The sequence below is a fragment of the Faecalibacterium sp. Marseille-Q3530 genome, from assembly GCF_017377625.1.
Classification (GTDB): domain Bacteria; phylum Bacillota; class Clostridia; order Oscillospirales; family Ruminococcaceae; genus Faecalibacterium; species Faecalibacterium prausnitzii_E.
This window is the reverse complement of the sequence record NZ_JAFREH010000003.1, coordinates 148,344-165,629: the sequence shown is the minus strand read 5'-3', so window position 1 is coordinate 165,629 and position 17,286 is coordinate 148,344. Positions and strand designations below refer to the sequence as shown.

The 17,286-nt window shown below is 62.0% G+C and carries 19 protein-coding genes; 2 read left to right on the top strand and 17 right to left on the bottom strand.

Going from position 1 to position 17,286, the window contains the following annotated elements:
* The first annotated feature begins 1 nt into the window (after nt 1).
* Nucleotides 2–445 (top strand): Fe-S cluster assembly scaffold protein NifU, encoded by a 444-nt coding sequence (gene nifU, locus J3350_RS05045; protein WP_097792987.1) that lies wholly within the window; start codon nt 2–4, stop codon nt 443–445.
* A gap of 94 nt (nt 446–539) precedes the next feature.
* On the opposite strand, the gene J3350_RS05040 is transcribed toward nifU, so the two are convergent.
* The 6 genes from J3350_RS05040 to J3350_RS05015 are packed head-to-tail and all read right to left on the bottom strand — an operon-like array spanning nt 540 to nt 5,571.
* Complete coding sequence (locus tag J3350_RS05040; RefSeq protein ID WP_207685917.1) at nt 540–1,412, bottom strand: RnfABCDGE type electron transport complex subunit B; 873 nt, start codon at nt 1,410–1,412, stop codon at nt 540–542.
* A gap of 16 nt (nt 1,413–1,428) precedes the next feature.
* Complete coding sequence (locus tag J3350_RS05035; protein WP_097792985.1) at nt 1,429–2,061, bottom strand: electron transport complex protein RnfA; 633 nt, start codon at nt 2,059–2,061, stop codon at nt 1,429–1,431.
* Between the two features lies 1 nt (nt 2,062).
* Nucleotides 2,063–2,728 (bottom strand): electron transport complex subunit RsxE, encoded by a 666-nt coding sequence (rsxE, locus tag J3350_RS05030; protein ID WP_118552115.1) that lies wholly within the window; start codon nt 2,726–2,728, stop codon nt 2,063–2,065.
* A 16-nt stretch (nt 2,729–2,744) separates the two neighbouring features.
* Entirely contained in the window at nt 2,745–3,293 is a 549-nt protein-coding gene (locus J3350_RS05025; protein ID WP_207685916.1) for an FMN-binding protein, read from the bottom strand.
* Nucleotides 3,290–4,249, bottom strand: coding sequence for an RnfABCDGE type electron transport complex subunit D (locus tag J3350_RS05020; protein WP_097792982.1), 960 nt, complete (start codon nt 4,247–4,249; stop codon nt 3,290–3,292). Before J3350_RS05020 ends, J3350_RS05025 begins: the two co-directional genes overlap by 4 nt.
* The gene (locus J3350_RS05015; RefSeq protein ID WP_207685915.1) at nt 4,249–5,571 is read right to left on the bottom strand and encodes an RnfABCDGE type electron transport complex subunit C; all 1,323 of its coding nucleotides are present in this window, start codon (nt 5,569–5,571) and stop codon (nt 4,249–4,251) included. Before J3350_RS05015 ends, J3350_RS05020 begins: the two co-directional genes overlap by 1 nt.
* Nucleotides 5,572–5,898: 327 nt before the next feature.
* On the opposite strand from J3350_RS05015, the gene J3350_RS14065 reads away from it, so the two are divergent.
* Nucleotides 5,899–6,027, top strand: coding sequence for a hypothetical protein (locus J3350_RS14065; protein WP_255535529.1), 129 nt, complete (start codon nt 5,899–5,901; stop codon nt 6,025–6,027).
* Nucleotides 6,028–6,096: 69 nt separating this feature from the next.
* Here J3350_RS14065 and J3350_RS05010 read toward each other — a convergent pair whose 3' ends face one another.
* The 11 genes from J3350_RS05010 to ruvC form a co-directional block, all read right to left on the bottom strand.
* The gene (locus J3350_RS05010; RefSeq protein ID WP_207685914.1) at nt 6,097–8,403 is read right to left on the bottom strand and encodes an ATP-dependent Clp protease ATP-binding subunit; all 2,307 of its coding nucleotides are present in this window, start codon (nt 8,401–8,403) and stop codon (nt 6,097–6,099) included.
* 25 nt (nt 8,404–8,428) lie between these two features.
* Nucleotides 8,429–9,124, bottom strand: coding sequence for a hypothetical protein (locus J3350_RS05005; protein WP_118552123.1), 696 nt, complete (start codon nt 9,122–9,124; stop codon nt 8,429–8,431).
* A gap of 71 nt (nt 9,125–9,195) precedes the next feature.
* Nucleotides 9,196–10,401 (bottom strand): DUF5711 family protein, encoded by a 1,206-nt coding sequence (locus J3350_RS05000; protein ID WP_207685913.1) that lies wholly within the window; start codon nt 10,399–10,401, stop codon nt 9,196–9,198.
* The gene (truA, locus tag J3350_RS04995) at nt 10,394–11,158 is read right to left on the bottom strand and encodes a tRNA pseudouridine(38-40) synthase TruA (protein WP_207685912.1); all 765 of its coding nucleotides are present in this window, start codon (nt 11,156–11,158) and stop codon (nt 10,394–10,396) included. The genes J3350_RS05000 and truA overlap by 8 nt, the downstream gene beginning before the upstream one ends.
* Nucleotides 11,159–11,316: 158 nt before the next feature.
* A complete protein-coding gene (locus J3350_RS04990) occupies nt 11,317–12,132 on the bottom strand; it encodes an energy-coupling factor transporter transmembrane protein EcfT (RefSeq protein ID WP_097792976.1) in 816 nt (271 codons plus the stop codon).
* Nucleotides 12,126–13,046 (bottom strand): energy-coupling factor transporter ATPase, encoded by a 921-nt coding sequence (locus J3350_RS04985; protein WP_207685911.1) that lies wholly within the window; start codon nt 13,044–13,046, stop codon nt 12,126–12,128. Before J3350_RS04985 ends, J3350_RS04990 begins: the two co-directional genes overlap by 7 nt.
* A gap of 15 nt (nt 13,047–13,061) precedes the next feature.
* Nucleotides 13,062–13,901, bottom strand: coding sequence for an energy-coupling factor transporter ATPase (locus J3350_RS04980; RefSeq protein WP_118552131.1), 840 nt, complete (start codon nt 13,899–13,901; stop codon nt 13,062–13,064).
* Between the two features lie 96 nt (nt 13,902–13,997).
* Complete coding sequence (locus J3350_RS04975; RefSeq protein WP_207685910.1) at nt 13,998–14,873, bottom strand: class I SAM-dependent methyltransferase; 876 nt, start codon at nt 14,871–14,873, stop codon at nt 13,998–14,000.
* 18 nt (nt 14,874–14,891) lie between these two features.
* Entirely contained in the window at nt 14,892–15,947 is a 1,056-nt protein-coding gene (ruvB, locus tag J3350_RS04970; RefSeq protein ID WP_097792972.1) for a Holliday junction branch migration DNA helicase RuvB, read from the bottom strand.
* Nucleotides 15,948–15,950: 3 nt separating this feature from the next.
* A complete protein-coding gene (ruvA, locus tag J3350_RS04965; RefSeq protein ID WP_207685909.1) occupies nt 15,951–16,562 on the bottom strand; it encodes a Holliday junction branch migration protein RuvA in 612 nt (203 codons plus the stop codon).
* A 114-nt stretch (nt 16,563–16,676) separates the two neighbouring features.
* On the bottom strand, nt 16,677–17,189 hold the full coding sequence (gene ruvC, locus J3350_RS04960) for a crossover junction endodeoxyribonuclease RuvC (protein WP_207685908.1): 513 nt from the start codon (nt 17,187–17,189) through the stop codon (nt 16,677–16,679).
* Between the last annotated feature and the right edge of the window lie 97 nt (nt 17,190–17,286).

Sequence of the window (17,286 nt, the reverse complement as noted above, 5' to 3'; positions counted from 1 at the left end):
AATGGCAAGTATGTATAGTGCAAAGGTCATGGAGCATTTCGCAAATCCGCACAATGTCGGTGAGATCCCCGACGCCAACGGCGTGGGCGAGGTCGGCAACCCCAAGTGCGGCGACATCATGCGCATGTACCTGAAGATCGAGAACAACGTCATCGTTGATGTCAAGTTCCTCACCTTCGGCTGCGGTGCCGCCATCGCCACCAGCAGCATGGCCACCGACCTCATCAAGGGCAAGACCATTGATGAGGCCCTCAAACTGACCAACAAGGCCGTTGTGGAAGCTCTGGAAGGTCTGCCTCCCATCAAGGTCCACTGCTCGGTCCTGGCCGAGCAGGCCGTCAAGGCTGCTCTGGCCGACTATTACCGCCGTCAGGGCATCGACCCGGAACCCATCGTCGGCAAGCTGGAAGAGGACTGCGAGCACTGCGAGAGCTGCGGGAAGTAACACATCCTGCATCCTGAAACGCCTGCGAAGAGAGAAAACAACAAAAGCTGGACTGCAAACGCAGTCCAGCTTTTGTTTGTTTATCACGTTTGAGTTACTCAGCCTTGGGAGCCTCAGCAGGCTTTGCAGCCGCAGGTGCTGCGGGCTTCACGACCGGCTTCGGGGGATACGGATCGTCCTTCAGCGGGAAGAGGATGATCTTCTTCGGGCACTTCTGGGCGCACATACCGCAGCCCTTGCACTTGTCGTAGTCCACACGGGCCACACCGTCCACAACATGGATGGCATCGAACTTACAGGTGCGCTCACACATGCCGCAGGCGATGCAGGAAGTGGTGCAGGCCTTCATGGCAACAGGGCCCTTGTCCTGGTTGGAGCACATGACCACCGGCTTGCGGGGGCCGCCAGCGTCGATCATGATGACCTTCTTGGGGCAGATGTTGGCGCAGGCACCGCAGCCGGTGCACTTGTCCTTGTCCACCTTTGCCACGCCGTCCACGATGTGGATGGCGTCGAACTTACAGACCTTGGTGCAGTCGCCCAGACCGATACAGGCGAAGGTGCAGGTCTTGGGGCCGCCGTACAGAGCCGCAGCCGCAGCGCAGCTCTGGATGCCGGTGTAATCGTAGCTGGGCTTGCAGTGCTCAGAGTTGCCCTGGCACTGGACCACAGCCTTCTTTTCGACCGCACTGGCCTCACCGCCCATGATCTTGGCGATGGCAGCAGCAGCCTTGGGGCCGCCGGGTGCGCACTTGTCGCAGGCCACGCCGTCCATAACGACGGCCTTGGCGTAGTCTGCGCAGCCTGCGTAGCCGCAGCCGCCGCAGTTTGCGCCAGCCAGACAGGAGGCAACTTCTTCAATGCGGGGATCTTCCTCCACGGCCATGAACTTGGCGGCAGCGACCAGAATGATCGCGCCCACCGCGCCCACGATGGTGCAGAGGATAACAGCCGATGCAATATTCATAGTTCTGCTTCCTCCTTTACAGCGTCACGTTGAACAGGTTCTCGACCAGACCGCCAAAGCCCATGAAGGACAGGCTGGTGATGGCCGCTGCGATCAGCGTGATGGGCAGGCCCTTGAAGGGTGCCGGGGGATCGCAGGCTTCCACGCGCTTGCGCACACCGCTGAACATGACCATGGCCAGCATGAAGCCGACGCCTGCGCCCACAGCGCAGACCAGAGCCTCAACGTAGGCGGCTGCAAAGCCCAGGGTGGCAACGTCAGCACCGTAGTCGTCCACGACCAGGATGGTGACAGCCAGCACGCAGCAGTTGGTGGTGATCAGGGGCAGGTAAACGCCCAGAGAGTTGTACAGAGCGACAACGTACTTTTTCAGGAAGATCTCGATGAACTGGACCAGAACGGCGATGACCAGGATGAAGACGATGGTCTGCAGGTAGCTCAGGCCAGCGGGGTCCAGAATGAAGATCTGCAGCGGGAAGGTGACAGCCGTTGCCACCAGCATGACGAAGATAACAGCACCGGACATGCCCAGCGAGGAGTCCAGCTTTTTGGAAACGCCCAGGAACGGGCAGATGCCATAGAACTTCACCAGCACGTAGTTGTTGACCAGGATCATGCTGAAGAAGATCGCAGCGAGTTTAACGAGCATCTTATTCCGCCTCCTTCTTCAGATTGTCAAGGTCACAGCAGCTCTTGCGCTCAATGCGGGCGTCCAGCTTGCCTTCCAGCCAGATGCAGCCGGCCATCAGGACACCGTAGCAGAAGAATGCGCCGGGGGCCTGGGTCATGATGCTCATCTTGGCCATGCTCTCCGGCAGGACGGTGAAGCCCAGCCAGGTGCCGCTGCCCAGGATCTCGCGGATGGAAGCCATCAGGGTGACGGTCAGGGTGTAGCCGATGCCCATGCCGATGCCGTCCAGAGCGGAATCGACCACGCTGTTCTTGCAGGCGAACATCTCGGCACGGCCGAGGATGATGCAGTTGACGACGATCAGGGGCAGGAAGACGCCCAGTGCGGTGTACAGGCTCTCCATGTAGGCGTGCATCACCATCTGAACGATGGTCACGAAGCCTGCGATGATGACGATGTAGCAGGGCAGATGGACCTTTGCGGGGATCACGTTGCGCAGCAGCGAGATCAGGATGTTGGAGCAGACCAGCACGAAGGTGAAGGCCGCGCCCATGCCCAGCGCGCTGGAAACAGCCGTGGTAACGGCCAGGCACGAGCAGGTGCCCAGGACCAGACGCAGAACGGGGTTCTCTTTGATGATGCCGTTGGTAAGGATGCTTACCTTGGACTTGTTTTCGTTTGCCATTTCTTACCAACCTCCTTTATGCCAGCTCATTGTAGCAGTTGATGCAGTCATTGATGGCAGCAAACAGAGCCTTGGAAGAGATCGTAGCGCCGCTGTAAGCGTCGTAGCCCTGGCCCAGAGTGATGTTCTGGGTGCCGTCCATGCCGTCGAACTGCGCCAGGAAGCTGTCCGTTGCGACATTGCTGCCGATGCCCTTGGTCTGGGTCGAAGCGTCCACCCAGATGCCGGTGACGGTGCCATTGGTATCAAAGCCCATGATGACGGACAGGATGCCGCCGTCGAAGCCCTTTTCCTCTGCCTTGATGGCGATGCTGCCATCGGTGGCCTTGACCACGCCCGTCACGTTCTCGGTGCTGAAGTCGGTCACCTCGTCCAGATCGGATGCGCTGGAAACGGTGGGCATGACATCCACGTAGGCTGCCAGAGTCGCAGCCTTCAGGTTCTCCTCAATGATGGGAGCCGTAAAGGAGTTCACCAGTGCAAGCAGCAGGCTGACGATCAGAGCGATGACGCTCAGGACGACGACCGGCTTGGCGGTGCTCTCCCAGGTAGAATTCTTACTCATTTGCCAGCACCCTCCTTTGCTTTCTTGGCAGGCTTGACATAGCCATAAGGAGTCTGACGGGTCCAGTCGTTGATGAAGGGGACCCACAGGTTCATGAACAGCAGAGCGAAGGAAACGCCCTCGGCGTAGCTGCCCCACTGACGGATGGCGAAGGTGACAATGCCCAGGCACAGGCCGTAGATCAGCTTGCCCTTCAGGGTGAAGGGGCTGGTGACATAGTCGGTCGCCATGAAGACGGCACCGAACATCAGGCCGCCGGACAGGATGCCGACCAGAGCGCCGTGCAGGCTGCCGGTGGAGATGAGGTAGAAGACGAACATGCTGCCGATGTAAGAAGCGGGGATGGCGATGCTGATGGTCTTGGTGGCCACCAGATAGATCAGGCCCAGCACGATGGCCAGAGCGCAGGTCTCACCCAGAACACCGCCGTGCACACCCATGAACAGATCCAGCAGGCTCAGCTTGGAGGTATCTGCCACGGCCAGCGGGGTCGCGCTGGACAGCTGGTCCACCGCTGCGTCGGGGTAGACCCACTTGTTCATCGAACCGGCAAAGCTGATGAACAGCACGATACGGCCGACCAGTGCGGGGTTGGCAAAGTTCATGCCGATGCCGCCGAACAGCTGCTTGACCACCACGATGGCCACCAGGTCACCAACGATGAGCTGGCCCAGAGGCATGCCGACGGGCACGTTCAGCGCCAGGATGATGCCGGTGACGACTGCGGACAGGTCGCCGATGGGGTTGGGCTTCTTGAGCAGCTTGCAGTACAGCCACTCAAAAGCCACACAGGCCACGACGGACACCGCCGTGACCAGCAGGGCACGCCAGCCGAAAATGATTGCAGAGGCGACCACGCAGGGGGTCAGGGCGACGATCACGTTGGCCATCAGGCTGGTGGTCGTCTCCTCCGAGCGCAGGTGCGGGGAGGCCGAAACAATAAGCCGAGTATCCATTACTTATTGCCTCCTTTTTTGATTTCACCAAGGTAGAACGCCTTTGCCAGACCCATCATCTGGGTGCAGGGACGCTTTGCCGGGCAGACGAACGAGCAGGAGCCGCAGTTGAAGCAGTAATCCACATGCAGCTTGCCCAGCTCCTGAACATCGCGGGCGGCGTAAGCCTGATTGACTTCCACCGGCTCCAGACCCATCGGGCAATACTCGACGCAGCGGCCGCAGCGGATACAGGGAGAGACCGGTGCAGGCTGTGCAGCGGTGTCGCTCAGCATGATGAGGCCGGAGGTGGTCTTGGTGGTGGGGTAGCTCAGGTTCTCGACAGCGGGGCCCATCATGGCACCGCCGGCGACCACCTTGCCCAGCTTGACGCCGCCCTTGACACCGGCAGCGTTCAGCACATCCTCATAGGCAGTGCCCACGGGGACGATCAGGTTCTGGGGCTTTGCGCAGGCATCGCCGTCCACGGTGATGCAGCGGCTGACCACCGGCATACCGGTCGCCAGATACTTGCCCAGGGTGGAGACGCTGGTCACGTTCATGACGATGGCGCCTGCATCAGCGGGCAGACCGCCGTGCGGGACCTCGCGGCCCAGGCACTTCTCGATCAGGATCAGTTCGGCACCGGTGCCGTAGACGCTGGGCAGCGGCTTGACCTCGATCGCAGGCTTGTCCTTGGTCTTCTGGCACAGCAGGTCGATGCACTCCGGCTTGTTGTTCTCGATGCCGATGACGCACTTCGGGATGCCGACGTACTTCAGCACGGCCTCGATGCCGCGGATGATATCATCGCTGCAGTTCAGCATCTCCTGCGTATCGCTGGTCAGCCACACTTCGCACTCGGAAGCGTTGATGAGCAGGGTATCCACCGGAGGCTTGGGCTGGAGCTTGACGTCGGTCGGGAAGCCTGCGCCGCCCAGACCGACCAGACCGCACGCACGCACGGCTGCCAGGAAGCTGGCCTTATCGGTCACTTCCGGAGCCTTGACGGCGGGGTCAACGGTCTGCTTGCCATCGGTCTTGATGACGACAGAGTCGCACATCCGGCCGTTGGACAGACGGAACGGTTCCACGGCAGCCACGGTGCCGGAAACACTGGAGTGGATATTTGCAGAGACAAAACCGCCTGCTTCACCGATCTTGGTGCCGACAAACACTTCGTCGCCTTTTTTGACCAGGGCTTTCGCCGGGGCGCCGATGTGCTGGCTCATCAGGATGCGTACCTGCGCGGGCAGAGGCATCGGGACTGGTTTGCTTGCAGCAGTTGCTTTGTCATGCGGCGTATGCGCGCCAAGCGCCGCACGTTTCAGCTTGTTCAACATGGAATTAAATCCCCCATTCTGCTTGAATTGCCTTCCCCGGCTTTCGTGCGGGCGCACGGGGGCCAGGGACGGCAGCTGCTTGACACGTTTATTGTATCATGTTGCATCCCGAAGTTCAACGACAACTGAGCCAAAATGATGCAAATTCCTGAATTTTCTTTGCTGATTTTGCTAATTAGACAAGACTAACCCTTGACATTTTTGTAACGTTCTTCCAAAATACGGACGTTTGCGTTTCGGCATCGAATATGATATACTACCTATAATAACTTCTGTGGAGCTGGTCTTGCTCCCACTGATGCCATACCCGCCAAGGAGGATCAAACGATGAAAGTTCTCAAAGCTCTGCTTGCTGTGTTCACGTTCTTAGCTGCCGCACTGACCTGCGCATTGCTCTTTGTGCAGGAAAAACATGCTCCCCGTTATATCCAGATCTATACCGGCGAGCACGACTGAGCCGCCGATCAAACAACAACAGCCGCCGTGCAGTGAAAAACTGCACGGCGGCTGTTTCATCTTATACGCTTATCGCAGAACGATCTCGTCGTTTTCGGCGTCCACAGTCAGGCTGCTGCCCGAAGCGAGGGTGCCGTCGATGATCTTCTCGGCGGCGGGGTCCTCCACGGCCTTGCGGATGACGCGGCGCAGGTCACGCGCACCGAATTTGCCGCCCTGGCTTTTGACGACCAGCGCATGGAGGGCTGCCGGGGTGTAGCTGTACCGGATGCCCTTGGCCTCCATGCTGGGCTTGTATTCATCCAGCATGAGGGCAGCGATGCCTTCCAGCGTCTCCTGCCCCAGCGGTCTGAAGGTGATGACCTCGTCCACGCGGCCCAGAAATTCCGGGCGGAGGAACTGGCTCAGGGCCTTGCGGCTCTTTTCCTCGCTGAGCTGGTCCTGGCTCTTGTTGAAGCCCAGACCGGCGGTGGACTGGTCGCTGCTGCCCGCGTTGGAGGTCATGCAGATGACGGTGTTGGAGAAATCGACCGTCCGGCCCTGGGCGTCGTTGATCTTGCCCTCGTCCAGGATCTGAAGCAGGATGTTCATGACGTCAGGGTGGGCCTTTTCGATCTCATCGAACAGCACGACGCTGTAAGGGCGGCGGCGGACCTTTTCAGTCAGCTGACCGGCCTCCTCGTAGCCGACATAGCCCGGAGGCGAACCGATCATGCGGGACACCGCATATTTTTCCATATATTCGCTCATATCGAGGCGGATGAGCGGGTCCGGCCCATCGAAGAGCTGGCTGGCCAGCTGCTTGACCAGCTCGGTCTTGCCGACGCCGGTGGGGCCGACAAAGATGAAGCTGGCGGGGCGGCGGCGGCCGGACAGGTCGGCGCGGCTGCGCTTGACGGCCTGTGCCACCAGATGGACGGCCTCGTCCTGCCCGATGATCTTCTTTTTCAGTTCGCTTTCCAGGCTGGCGAGCTTGGCGTACTCGGTTTCCCGGATCTTCACGGCGGGGATGCCGGTCCACAGCTCGATGACCTTGGCCACATCGTCCATGGTCACCTGGATCGCGCTGGCAGCGGCCTGCTTTGCGGGCAGCTCGCTCTCCAGCTGGGCCATCCGGGTCTTCCGCTCGGCCACCCGCTCATAGTCGATGGGCTCGTTGACATCGGCGTTCTCCATCTCGGCTTCTTCCTGCCGGAGGGCGTCCAGCTCCTTCTGCATTTCGAGGTACTCTGAGATGACCGGGTGGGCCAGATTGCAGCAGGCGCAGGCCTCGTCCAGCAGGTCGATGGCCTTATCGGGCAGGTAGCGGTCGGTGATGTACCGTTCGCTCAGGGTGACGGTTGCGCTCAGCACATCGGCGGGCACCTGCACATGGTGGTGCTCCTCGTAGTAGTGCTTGATGCCGTTCATCACGGCCAGCGTATCGGAGACGCTGGGCTCTTCCACCCGCACGGGCTGGAAGCGGCGCTCCAAGGCCTGGTCCTTCTCGATATACTTGCGGTACTCGTTGAAGGTCGTGGCACCGATGACCTGGATCTCGCCGCGGGAGAGGGCAGGCTTCAGGATGTTGCCCGCGTTCATGGCACCCTCGCTCTCACCGGCCGAGGTGATGGTGTGGATCTCGTCGATGAACAGGATGACGTTTCCGGCTGCCTTGACCTCGCTCAACAGGCCCTTGACCCGCTGCTCGAACTGGCCGCGGAACTGCGTGCCTGCCACAAGGCTGGTCAGGTCCAGCAGATAGATCTCCTTATCCTTCAGCCCGGCGGGCACCTCGCCTCTGGCGATGCGCTCGGCGATGCCCTCCGCGATGGCGGTCTTGCCGACACCGGCTTCGCCGATGAGGCAGGGGTTGTTCTTCTGGCGGCGGCTCAAAATCTGGATGGTGCGGTAGATCTCACGGTCGCGGCCGATGATGTCGTCCAGCCGGCCCTCCCGCGCCTTGCGGGTCAGGTTCTCGCAGTAGGTGTCCAGAAATTTGCGGCGGGGCGGCTTTTTGCCGCTCTTGCCGGGCTTTTTGTCCCCCTTGGGGGCGTCCTGCTCCCCGCCGTTCATGCTCAGCGGGAACGTTGCACTGGAGCCGGGCATGAGGTCTTCGTCCCCATCCTCGCCGCTCTGCGGCTGCCCCATGTTCATCATCATGGAGAACGGATTGCCGGAGCCGTCGCCCAGCTCCTGCATCATGTTTTCCATCCGGTCTTCCATGTTGTCCATGTCCTCGTCCGACATGCCGAACTGCTTCATCAGATCCTCCACCGGCTTGATGTGCAGCTCGCGGGCACAATGCAGACAGTACCCCTCGTTTTTCATCTGGCCGTTCTCCATCCGCTGGACGAAGATGATGGCCGGACGCTTTTGGCATCGAATGCAGACCATAGTTCCTCCTTCAGGTCCCACCCGTTTACAGGAACGGGTTGAACAAATTGAATGCTTTATAGTAAAGGCTGCTGCTCATCACGGTGTCGTTGAGCACCGTGAGATTGCCGCCGGTAATGACGATGATGGCCCAGACCACGCAGAGCACCAGATAGATGTCCACCAGACTGGCCAGTGCGCCCACCGTATAGCCCAGCCCGCGGTTGACGGTACCGATGACGGGCAGCTTGTTCACCAGCCCCAGCACCGTGACCAGCAGGCTGACGAGCATCCGCAGCAGGGCGAATGCCACGAAGAACAGCACCAGCGAGATCACCGGTGTCAGCAGCGGGGCCAGCACCTTCTGGACGATGACGTCGGCCAGAAGGACGGCGTTGTCATTGAGTACGGCGGAGATGGAGCGCTCGCAGGCCTCCACGATGGAAGCCCGGAAGCTCTCCGGCAGAAACCCCGCGTACCGGGCCGCGATGCCGGAGAGGCTGACAGCCCCTTCTGCCGAGATGCTGGCGGCGATCTGGTCCCGGAAGCTGCCGGCAAAGAACCGCTCGAACACCTGCCCGGCGGCCCAGCCGGAAAACTGCCGGGCCCCGAACAGGCTGATGAGGTTGCCCGTCAGCTGCACGACCCCCGCCAGAAAGCCCTTGCGGGCGTAGCGGATGGCCAGAACGAGCCAGACCACCGTACATAGGATATCAAAAATAAATGACGGATTCTTGAACATACAACATGATCCTTGTTACTTTCTGCCGCAGAGTGCCAATCAAATCGCATTCTCCCCTCGCTCCAAAGCTCTTACTCCTGCGGCGGCTCCAGCACCTGCGCCGTATTGCCGCTGAACAGCAGCAGCTCTTTGGCGTCGGCCAGAAGTGCCTGGGGCTTGGCCGCAAGGGTCTGGCTCCACTGCCGCTCCCCGGAGACATTGCAGCACTCCACCCCGCTGTCGGACAGCAGATAGAACAGGCTGCCCGCCCGGACGATGGCGTTGGCCGATGCCACCGAGCCGCTGAACTGGACGTTCAGGTTTTTGTCCAGCAGCACGGTCTGATGCAGCTGGCCGGACCCCAGCAGCAGGGCGATATTGCCCGCTGCATCCACCGAGACGTCCTTCAGGGTGTTCCCGGCGAACTCGTAGGCTGCGCGCTCGCCGCCGCCCGCGTTGTAGAGCACGACGCGGGTGTCGTACACGGCCAGGAGGGTAGATGCAGAGGTCCAGCCCAGCCACTGGGGCACACCGCTCTGGTTTGCGATGCTCACAGGGTCCCCCGATGCCAGATTGATGAGGTAAAGGTTCGTCATCATCTGGCCGCCGCTGGCTGTGACGGCGGCCGCCGCCAGCTTCCGGCTGTCGGGCGAGAAGGCCATCCGCAGCGGGGTGCCGTCGTTGGAGCTCATGCTCCAGCGCAGCACTTCTTCCATGTTGGCGTTGTAGACCAGCAGCTTCGCCATGGCGCTGATGTCCTCTGTGACCACGGCCAGATTGCCGTTGTCGGCCACTGCGCAGAGGAAGATGCTGTTTTCCATCTGTTTGGTATAGAGATTCTGAGTGCGGCTCTCCACCCGCAGCTCATTGCCGGACCGGTTGTAGAGCACAAAGCGGTTCCGGCCTGCGGCCAGAGCCGGGCGGGCGTAGCCGCTTTGGATGCTGTTCAGTTTTTTGCCGCTGCGGGAGTAGACGACGCAGCCCTCCTTGCCCAGCTCCACAAAGCTGCCGGTCAGCGGCTCGACCTGCGTCACCTCGGAAACGCCGGTCTGCTGCGGCCAGCCGGAACCGGGCAGCAGCGCGATGCGGGCCGTGTCGATGAAGTCCTTTGCCATCGTCACCGAGCTGCCCACCACGCCGGTGGCAAACAGCACCACCGCCGTCAGCAGCACCAGCAGGACGGCCGTCCGCCGGATGCGCCGGGTGCGCACCCGCTGGCGGGCCTGCTCCAGATATTCGACACGCCCCGCCGAGAGCGGCTCGTCGTTTTCCGAACGGCCGCGGGAAATCTTACGCATTCGCTTCGCCCTCTCCCTTGTAATCTACGCATTTCAGGAACAAGCCCTGCGCGGGCAGGGTCGGCCCGGCCAGGCTGCGGTCCCGGCTGGCCAGGATGCCCGGTACGGCGTCCGGGTCCAGCCGCCCGGCACCGGCCTCGCACAGGGTCCCCGCCAGGATGCGCACCATATTATATAAGTAGCCGTCTGCCGTCACGGTGATCTCCAGGTCGTCGCCGTTCCGCACAACGCTGCAATCCGTAATGGTGCGGATGGTGTCGCCGTGGGCCGCTGCCGAGCTGCCCGCCGCACAGAGGGCGAGAAAATCGTGCGTTCCCACAAACTTCCGCGCCGCCTGCTGCATTTTGGTCTCATCCAGCCGCCGGGGGACGCGGGTGTAGTACTTCGCGTCGAAAGGCGAGTCGATGGGGCTGTTGTGGATGCGGTAAAGGTAGGTCTTGGTGTGGGCGGCATACCGGGCGTGGAAATCCTCCGGCACGATGCGGGCCGACAGCACCCGGATATCCGGCGGCAGATGCTGGTTGAGTGCCAGCGGCAGCTTTTCCGGCGGGATGCAGGTGTCGGCGTGGAAGTTCAGTGCAAAGCCCAGCGCATGGACCCCCGCGTCGGTGCGGCTGCAGCCCTTGATGTCGGGCCGGGTGCCCAGCACAGCTTCCAGACCGTCCTGAAACGTCTGGGCCACGCTCCGCCCATTGGGCTGCACCTGAAATCCGCAGTAATTCGTGCCGTCGTAGGCTAAAAGAAGCAGAAAATTCATAAAAGTTCGTTGCAGATCGTTTCCCTCTCCGTCATTGCTTTGCAATGCCACCTCTCCCGAAGGGCGAGGTTTTTCGCCTTTTCCGAAACCGGTCAAAGCTCCCCCTTCGGGGGAGCTGGCAAAGCCGTCAGGCTTTGACTGAGAGGGTGAGAAAGTGGTTAGAAATTCGGGAACACCAGCCGCGAGGACAGGATGAGCGCAAAGCAGACGATGCAGACGGCAAGGTCGATGTAATCCTGCCGGGTGCAGCGCAGCACCTTCAGGCGGGTGCGGCCATCGCCGCCGCGGTAGCAGCGGCACTCCATGGCCATGGCCAGCTCGTCGGCACGGCGGAACGCCGAGATGAACAGCGGGATGAGCACCGGAACCAGCGCCTTGATCCGCTCGGTCATGGTGCCGCTGTCCAGCATGGCACCACGGGCCTTCTGGGCGTTCATGATCTTATCTGTCTCCTCGATGAGGGTCGGGATGAAGCGGAGGGCGATGCTCATCATCATGGCAAGCTCGTGCACCGGGAAGTGCAGCCTGCCCAGAGGCTTGAGCAGCTGCTCGATGGCATCCGTCAGCACGATGGGGCTGGTGGTGTAGGTCAGCAGGCTGGTGCCTGCGATGAGGGCCATGACGCGGACGGCCATCAGCACGGCGTAGCGGACGCCCTCGGCGTAGATCTTGAAGATCCAGAACTGCACCAGAGGGTCGCCCTCGCCGGAGACGAAGAAGAGGTTCAGCACAGCCGTGAAGAGGATGATGGGCAGGATGGGCTTCAGGCTCTTCAAGATCAGCTTGAAGGGGATCTTCGCCACGGCATACATCGCCACGAGGAAGAGGATGGACAGCGTCAGACCCAGCGGGTTGGACGCTGCGAACAGCAGGATGATATAAGCGATGGTCAGCACCAGCTTGAGCCGGGGGTCAAATTTGTGCACAAGGCTGCTGCCCGGAAAATGCTGGCCGATGGTGATGTCTCTCAGCATTCGGACACGCCCCCTTTCCGGCTCTGTTCACGGGGCAGGACGAGGCTCTCGCCCGCATCCCGCCGCCGTTTGGCTTCCAGGATCATCTTGACGGCATAGGGCACGGTGTACACGTCCGCCGGGACATCCACGCCCATCTCCCGCAGCTTGAGGAAGATCTTCGTCACCTGCGGCACCGACAGCCCCAGTGCGAGCAGCTCCGGTGCACGGGCGAAGACCTGCTCCACGGTGTCGTACATCGCGATCTTCTTGTTGGACATGACCAGCACCCGGTCGGCGTACTTGGCGATGTCCTCCATGCTGTGGGAGACCAGCAGCACGGTGGTGTCGGTCTTCTTGTGGTAGTTCTTGACTTCGGACAGGATCTCGTCCCGGCCTTCGGGGTCCAGACCGGCGGCAGGCTCGTCCAGCACGAGGATGCGGGGCTTCATGGCCATGACGCCCGCCACCGCCACGCGGCGCTTCTGGCCGCCGGACAGCTCAAAGGGGCTGCGCTCCAGCAGGGCCTCGTCCAGGCCGACAAAGCTGGCGGCCTCGTGGACGCGGCGGTCGATCTCGGCCTCGTCCAGCCCCATGTTCTTGGGGCCGAAGGCGATGTCCTTGTAGCAGGTCTCCTCAAAGAGCTGATATTCCGGATACTGGAACACCAGCCCCGTCAGGAACCGGAAGTCCCGGATCTTTTCCGGCTCGGCCCACAGGTCGCGGCCATCGATGAAGATCTTGCCGCTGGTGGGCTTGTTCAGGCCGTTCATGTGGGTGATGAGGGTGCTCTTGCCGGAACCGGTGGCACCGATGATGCCGACGAAATCGCCCTCTTCCACCTCGAAACTCACATCGTCCAGCGCGGTGACGGCGTTGGGCATGCCGGGGTTATACACATAGCTCAGATGTTCGACTTTGATGATGCTTCCCATTGCGTCCGCCCTCCTTTACTGCAACAGCTCATAGAGAGCCTGTGCGCATTCGCCGGTGTCGATGATACCTTCCGGCATGGGGATGCCAGCCTTGACCAGCTCGTCCCGCAGTTCTGCCGCCTGGGGCACATCCAGCCGCAGGGCGCGGACCTTCTCGGTCTGGCTGAACACCTCTTTCGGGGTGCCCTCCATCACCACATGGCCCTGGCTCATGACCAGGACGCGGTCGGCCTGCGCGGCCTCTTCCATATAATGGGTGATGGCGACGACCGTGATGCCCAGATCCTTGTTCAGGCGGTGGATGGTCTGCATCACCTGCTCGCGGCCGCGCGGGTCCAGCATGGCGGTGGCTTCGTCGAGGATGAGGCAGTCGGGCCGCATGGCGACGACGCCCGCAATGGCTACGCGCTGCTTCTGGCCGCCGGAAAGGTTGTGCGGGGCGCGCTCGCGGTACTCGTAGATGCCCGCCATCTTCATGGCGTCGTCCACGCGGCGGCGCATCTCTTCGGGCGGGACGCCGAGGTTCTCCAGCGCAAAGGCAACGTCTTCTTCCACCACGGTGGCCACGATCTGGTTGTCCGGGCTTTGGAACACCATGCCCACCTTCTGGCGGATGTCATAGATCTTCTCTTCGTCTCTGGTGTCCATCCCCTCCACCAGCACGGTGCCGCTTTCGGGCAGGAGGATGGCATTGAAGTGCTTTGCGAGGGTGGATTTGCCGCAGCCGTTCGCACCCAGAACGGCCACGAACTCGCCGCGCTGGACCCCCACCGACACGCCGTTCAGGGCGTAGACCGGCTGCTCCGGGTCGTAGCGGAATTTCAGCGCATTCGCTGTCAGGATCGTTTCTTCCATTTGTGTTTCTCTTTCCGGTGGTGCGCCTTCTAAAAAGGCTGTACCCCATTCTATACGATATCTTTTTTGCAAAAAGGTGAGTCTTCGTACAACCTTTTATTCTTCCCAGATCGCGGTCGCGCCGCAGGGTACGACGCCGCCGGTGGCCGACACCGGCAGGCCGATCTCATCGCAGCTGGTCCTGCCGCCAAAGCGGGGCACCAGCGTTGTGTGGAGCATATACTCCATGACGGCGGGCGACAGGCCGGTGGTGTAGCTGTTGACGGCAAAGAAGAGCGGCTTGTCGCTCAGCACTTCTTCGCACTGGCTGACGAGGTCGTAGATGCAGTCTTCCAGCTTCCAGATCTCGCCGCCGGGGCCGCGGCCATAGCTCGGCGGGTCCATGATGATGCCGTCGTAGGTGTTGCCGCGCCGCTTCTCGCGGGCGACGAACTTGGCGCAGTCGTCCACCAGCCAGCGGATGGGTTTGTCGGCCAGACTGCTGGCGGCGGCGTTGTCCTTGCCCCAGGCCACGATGCCCTTGGAGGCATCCACATGGCAGACGGTGGCCCCTGCCGCCGCACAGGCCAGCGTAGCGCCGCCGGTGTAGCCGAACAGGTTCAGCACTTTGATGGGCCGGCCCGCCGCGCGGATCTTCTTCGCATACCAGGCCCAGTTGACGGCCTGCTCCGGGAACACGCCCGTGTGCTTGAATCCGGTGGGGCTGACGATGAGGGTCAGCTTGTCCTCCCCCTCGCCGCAGGAGATCTTCCACTTTTCGGGCAGACGGCGGCGGTACTCCCACTCGCCGCCGCCCTGATTGGAGCGGTGGTAGATGGCATCCGCCTTGGCCCAGAGCGGGCTTTTCTGCGGCGTCTTCCAGACCACCTGCGGGTCGGGGCGGACGAGCAGCGTCTCGCCCCAGCGCTCCAGACGGTTGCCGCCGGTGGCATCCAGCAGCTCATAATCTTTCCATGTATCTGCGGGGCGCATAAGCGTCCTCCTTTCCTCTTAAAACAGGCTCTGCTGGCCGTTGTCCTCCGGGGAGGCGCTCTCCGGGGCCTTCAGGCCAAGGTGTTCGTAGGCGAGCCGGGTGGCGCAGCGGCCGCGCGGTGTGCGGGTCAGGAACCCCATCTGCATCAGATAAGGCTCACAGAGGTCTTCCAGCGTGACGGCCTCTTCGCCGAGCGCTGCCGCCAGCGTTTCCAGACCCACCGGGCCACCGTTGTACATCTCAATGATGGCGCGGAGCAGGCTGCGGTCCAGCTCATCCAGACCCAGCGCATCCACGTCCATCCGTTTGAGGCTCATCAGGGAAACATCCCGGTCGATGATGCCGTCGCCCAGCACGGTGGCGAAGTCGCGGACGCGCTTGAGGAAGCGGTTCGCCACACGGGGCGTGCCCCGGCTGCACTTGGCCAGCTCGTAGGCGCCCTCCGGGGTGATGGGCTGGTCCAGGATGCCCGCCGAGCGCTGGATGATGCGGCTCAGTTCATCGGGGCTGTACAGCTCCAGCTTGAGCAGCACACCGAAGCGGTCCCGCAGGGGGCCGGTGATCTGGCCCGCACGGGTGGTGGCACCCACCAGCGTGAAGCGGGGCAGGTTGATGCGGATGCTCTGGGCGCTGGGGCCCTTGCCGATCATGATATCCAGCGCATAGTCTTCCAGCGCCGGATAGAGCACCTCTTCCACCTGCCGGGACAGGCGGTGGATCTCGTCGATGAAGAGCACATCGCCCTCCTGCAGGTTGGTCAGCAGGGCGGCCAGATCGCCGGGCTTCTCGATGGCGGGGCCGCTCGTGATGCGGATCTGGACCCCCATTTCGTTGGCGATGATGCCCGCCAGCGTCGTTTTGCCCAGGCCCGGCGGGCCGTAGAGCAGGATGTGGTCCATCGGCTCGCCGCGGCGCTTGGCCGCTTCCAGATAGATCTTCAGGTTCTGCTTGACCTTGTCCTGACCGATGTAGTCTTCCAGATGCTGGGGACGGAGGCTGTTTTCCTCGTTGTCCGCCGTGGTCAGGCCCGGCTGCATCATTTTTGCGCCATAGAGCGCGGTTTCGTCCTGCATGGATTACCTCCTGCCTGCCATGCCCCGCAGGGCCAGCTTGATGATCTCTTCCACGGGCAAGGTGCCGTCGATCTTGGAGACGGCCAGGGCGGCTTCGCTCTGGCTGTAGCCCAGCGACACCAGCGCCGCAATGGCCTGCCCGGCTCCCTGAGCGGCGGGCGTGTCGGCCGCAGCACCGGCTACCTCTTCCAGGTTGATGCCCTCCACGAAGCCCTTGGCCACCTTGTCCTTCAGTTCCAGCACGATGCGCTGGGCCAGCTTGGGGCCGACGCCGGACGCGGCCTTGAAGGCCTTGTGGTCGCCCGCCGAGATGGCCAGCGCCACCCGGTCCGGCTCCATGACGCTCAGGATGGCAAGGCCGACCTTGGGGCCGACGCCCGACACCGCCGTCAGCATCTCGAAGCAGGCCTGCTGCTCCTCGGTGGCGAAGCCGTACAGGCTGACGTCGTTCTCGGTCACGCTCATCACGGTGTAGATGGTGGCGTCCTTCCCCACACCGGGCAGCGCACCGGCCACGCTGGCCGGGCACTGGGCAAAGTAGCCCACGCCGCCGCAGCTGAGCACCACGGCGTTCAGCGTCTTTTTGATGATCTTTCCAGTCAGACAGTAAATCATAAAACCTCTCAGTCAGCGCATTCGCGCTGCCAGCTCCCCTGTCAGGGGAGCCCTTGGCAGGTCGGGCAGGCCCGGCGAATGCAGTGCGATGCCCTCATTCTAAAAGCTTCCGCTTCAGATCGGCCCCACGCCCTGGCGGCGGAACCGGTTGAGCTGGTTGCCGTTGGTGTGGCAGAACGTGATGGCCATCGCCAGAGCATCGGCGGTATCGTCCGGCTTGGGGATCGCAGGCAGATGCAGCAGGATGCGGGTCATCTCCTGCACCTGTTTCTTCACGGCCTTGCCGTAGCCGGTGACGGCCTGTTTCACCTGCATGGGGGTGTACTCGTAGATGGGCAGGCCCGCCTGCGCCGCCGCCAGCAGGATGACGCCGCGCGCCTCGGCCACGCCGATGACGGTGGTCTGGTTGTGCTGGTAGAACAGCTTTTCGATGGCCAGCACCTCCGGCTGTGTCCGCTCGATGACCTCCCGGATACCGGCATACACCTCATCCAGCCGCCGCTCGAACGGCACTCCGGCATCGGTGCACACCGCGCCGAAATCCACCGGCGCAAACCGGTTGCCTGCATAGTCCACAACGCCCCATCCCACGATGGCATACCCAGGGTCGATGCCCAAAACTCTCATTCTGCGATACCTTTCCTATTATAATCAATCTATTATACCACAATCCATGGGCCAGAGCAACGGAGAACACAACCAGTTTGCGGAAATCCATTTTCTG

Excerpts from the sequence above, each read along its gene's own strand:
- J3350_RS05005 (WP_118552123.1), bottom strand. The coding sequence starts at position 9,124 with ATGTTCAAGAATCCGTCATTTATTTTTGATATCCTATGTACGGTGGTC.
- J3350_RS04980 (WP_118552131.1), bottom strand. The coding sequence starts at position 13,901 with ATGGAAGAAACGATCCTGACAGCGAATGCGCTGAAATTCCGCTACGAC.
- J3350_RS05010 (WP_207685914.1), bottom strand. The coding sequence starts at position 8,403 with ATGGTCTGCATTCGATGCCAAAAGCGTCCGGCCATCATCTTCGTCCAG.
- J3350_RS05035 (WP_097792985.1), bottom strand. The coding sequence starts at position 2,061 with ATGCTCGTTAAACTCGCTGCGATCTTCTTCAGCATGATCCTGGTCAAC.
- nifU (WP_097792987.1), top strand. The coding sequence starts at position 2 with ATGGCAAGTATGTATAGTGCAAAGGTCATGGAGCATTTCGCAAATCCG.
- J3350_RS04985 (WP_207685911.1), bottom strand. The coding sequence starts at position 13,046 with ATGGGAAGCATCATCAAAGTCGAACATCTGAGCTATGTGTATAACCCC.
- J3350_RS05020 (WP_097792982.1), bottom strand. The coding sequence starts at position 4,249 with ATGGATACTCGGCTTATTGTTTCGGCCTCCCCGCACCTGCGCTCGGAG.
- ruvC (WP_207685908.1), bottom strand. The coding sequence starts at position 17,189 with ATGAGAGTTTTGGGCATCGACCCTGGGTATGCCATCGTGGGATGGGGC.
- J3350_RS05000 (WP_207685913.1), bottom strand. The coding sequence starts at position 10,401 with ATGCGTAAGATTTCCCGCGGCCGTTCGGAAAACGACGAGCCGCTCTCG.
- J3350_RS04990 (WP_097792976.1), bottom strand. The coding sequence starts at position 12,132 with ATGCTGAGAGACATCACCATCGGCCAGCATTTTCCGGGCAGCAGCCTT.
- ruvA (WP_207685909.1), bottom strand. The coding sequence starts at position 16,562 with ATGATTTACTGTCTGACTGGAAAGATCATCAAAAAGACGCTGAACGCC.
- J3350_RS05025 (WP_207685916.1), bottom strand. The coding sequence starts at position 3,293 with ATGAGTAAGAATTCTACCTGGGAGAGCACCGCCAAGCCGGTCGTCGTC.
- J3350_RS05040 (WP_207685917.1), bottom strand. The coding sequence starts at position 1,412 with ATGAATATTGCATCGGCTGTTATCCTCTGCACCATCGTGGGCGCGGTG.
- truA (WP_207685912.1), bottom strand. The coding sequence starts at position 11,158 with ATGAATTTTCTGCTTCTTTTAGCCTACGACGGCACGAATTACTGCGGA.
- rsxE (WP_118552115.1), bottom strand. The coding sequence starts at position 2,728 with ATGGCAAACGAAAACAAGTCCAAGGTAAGCATCCTTACCAACGGCATC.
- J3350_RS14065 (WP_255535529.1), top strand. The coding sequence starts at position 5,899 with ATGAAAGTTCTCAAAGCTCTGCTTGCTGTGTTCACGTTCTTAGCTGCC.
- J3350_RS05015 (WP_207685915.1), bottom strand. The coding sequence starts at position 5,571 with ATGTTGAACAAGCTGAAACGTGCGGCGCTTGGCGCGCATACGCCGCAT.
- ruvB (WP_097792972.1), bottom strand. The coding sequence starts at position 15,947 with ATGCAGGACGAAACCGCGCTCTATGGCGCAAAAATGATGCAGCCGGGC.
- J3350_RS04975 (WP_207685910.1), bottom strand. The coding sequence starts at position 14,873 with ATGCGCCCCGCAGATACATGGAAAGATTATGAGCTGCTGGATGCCACC.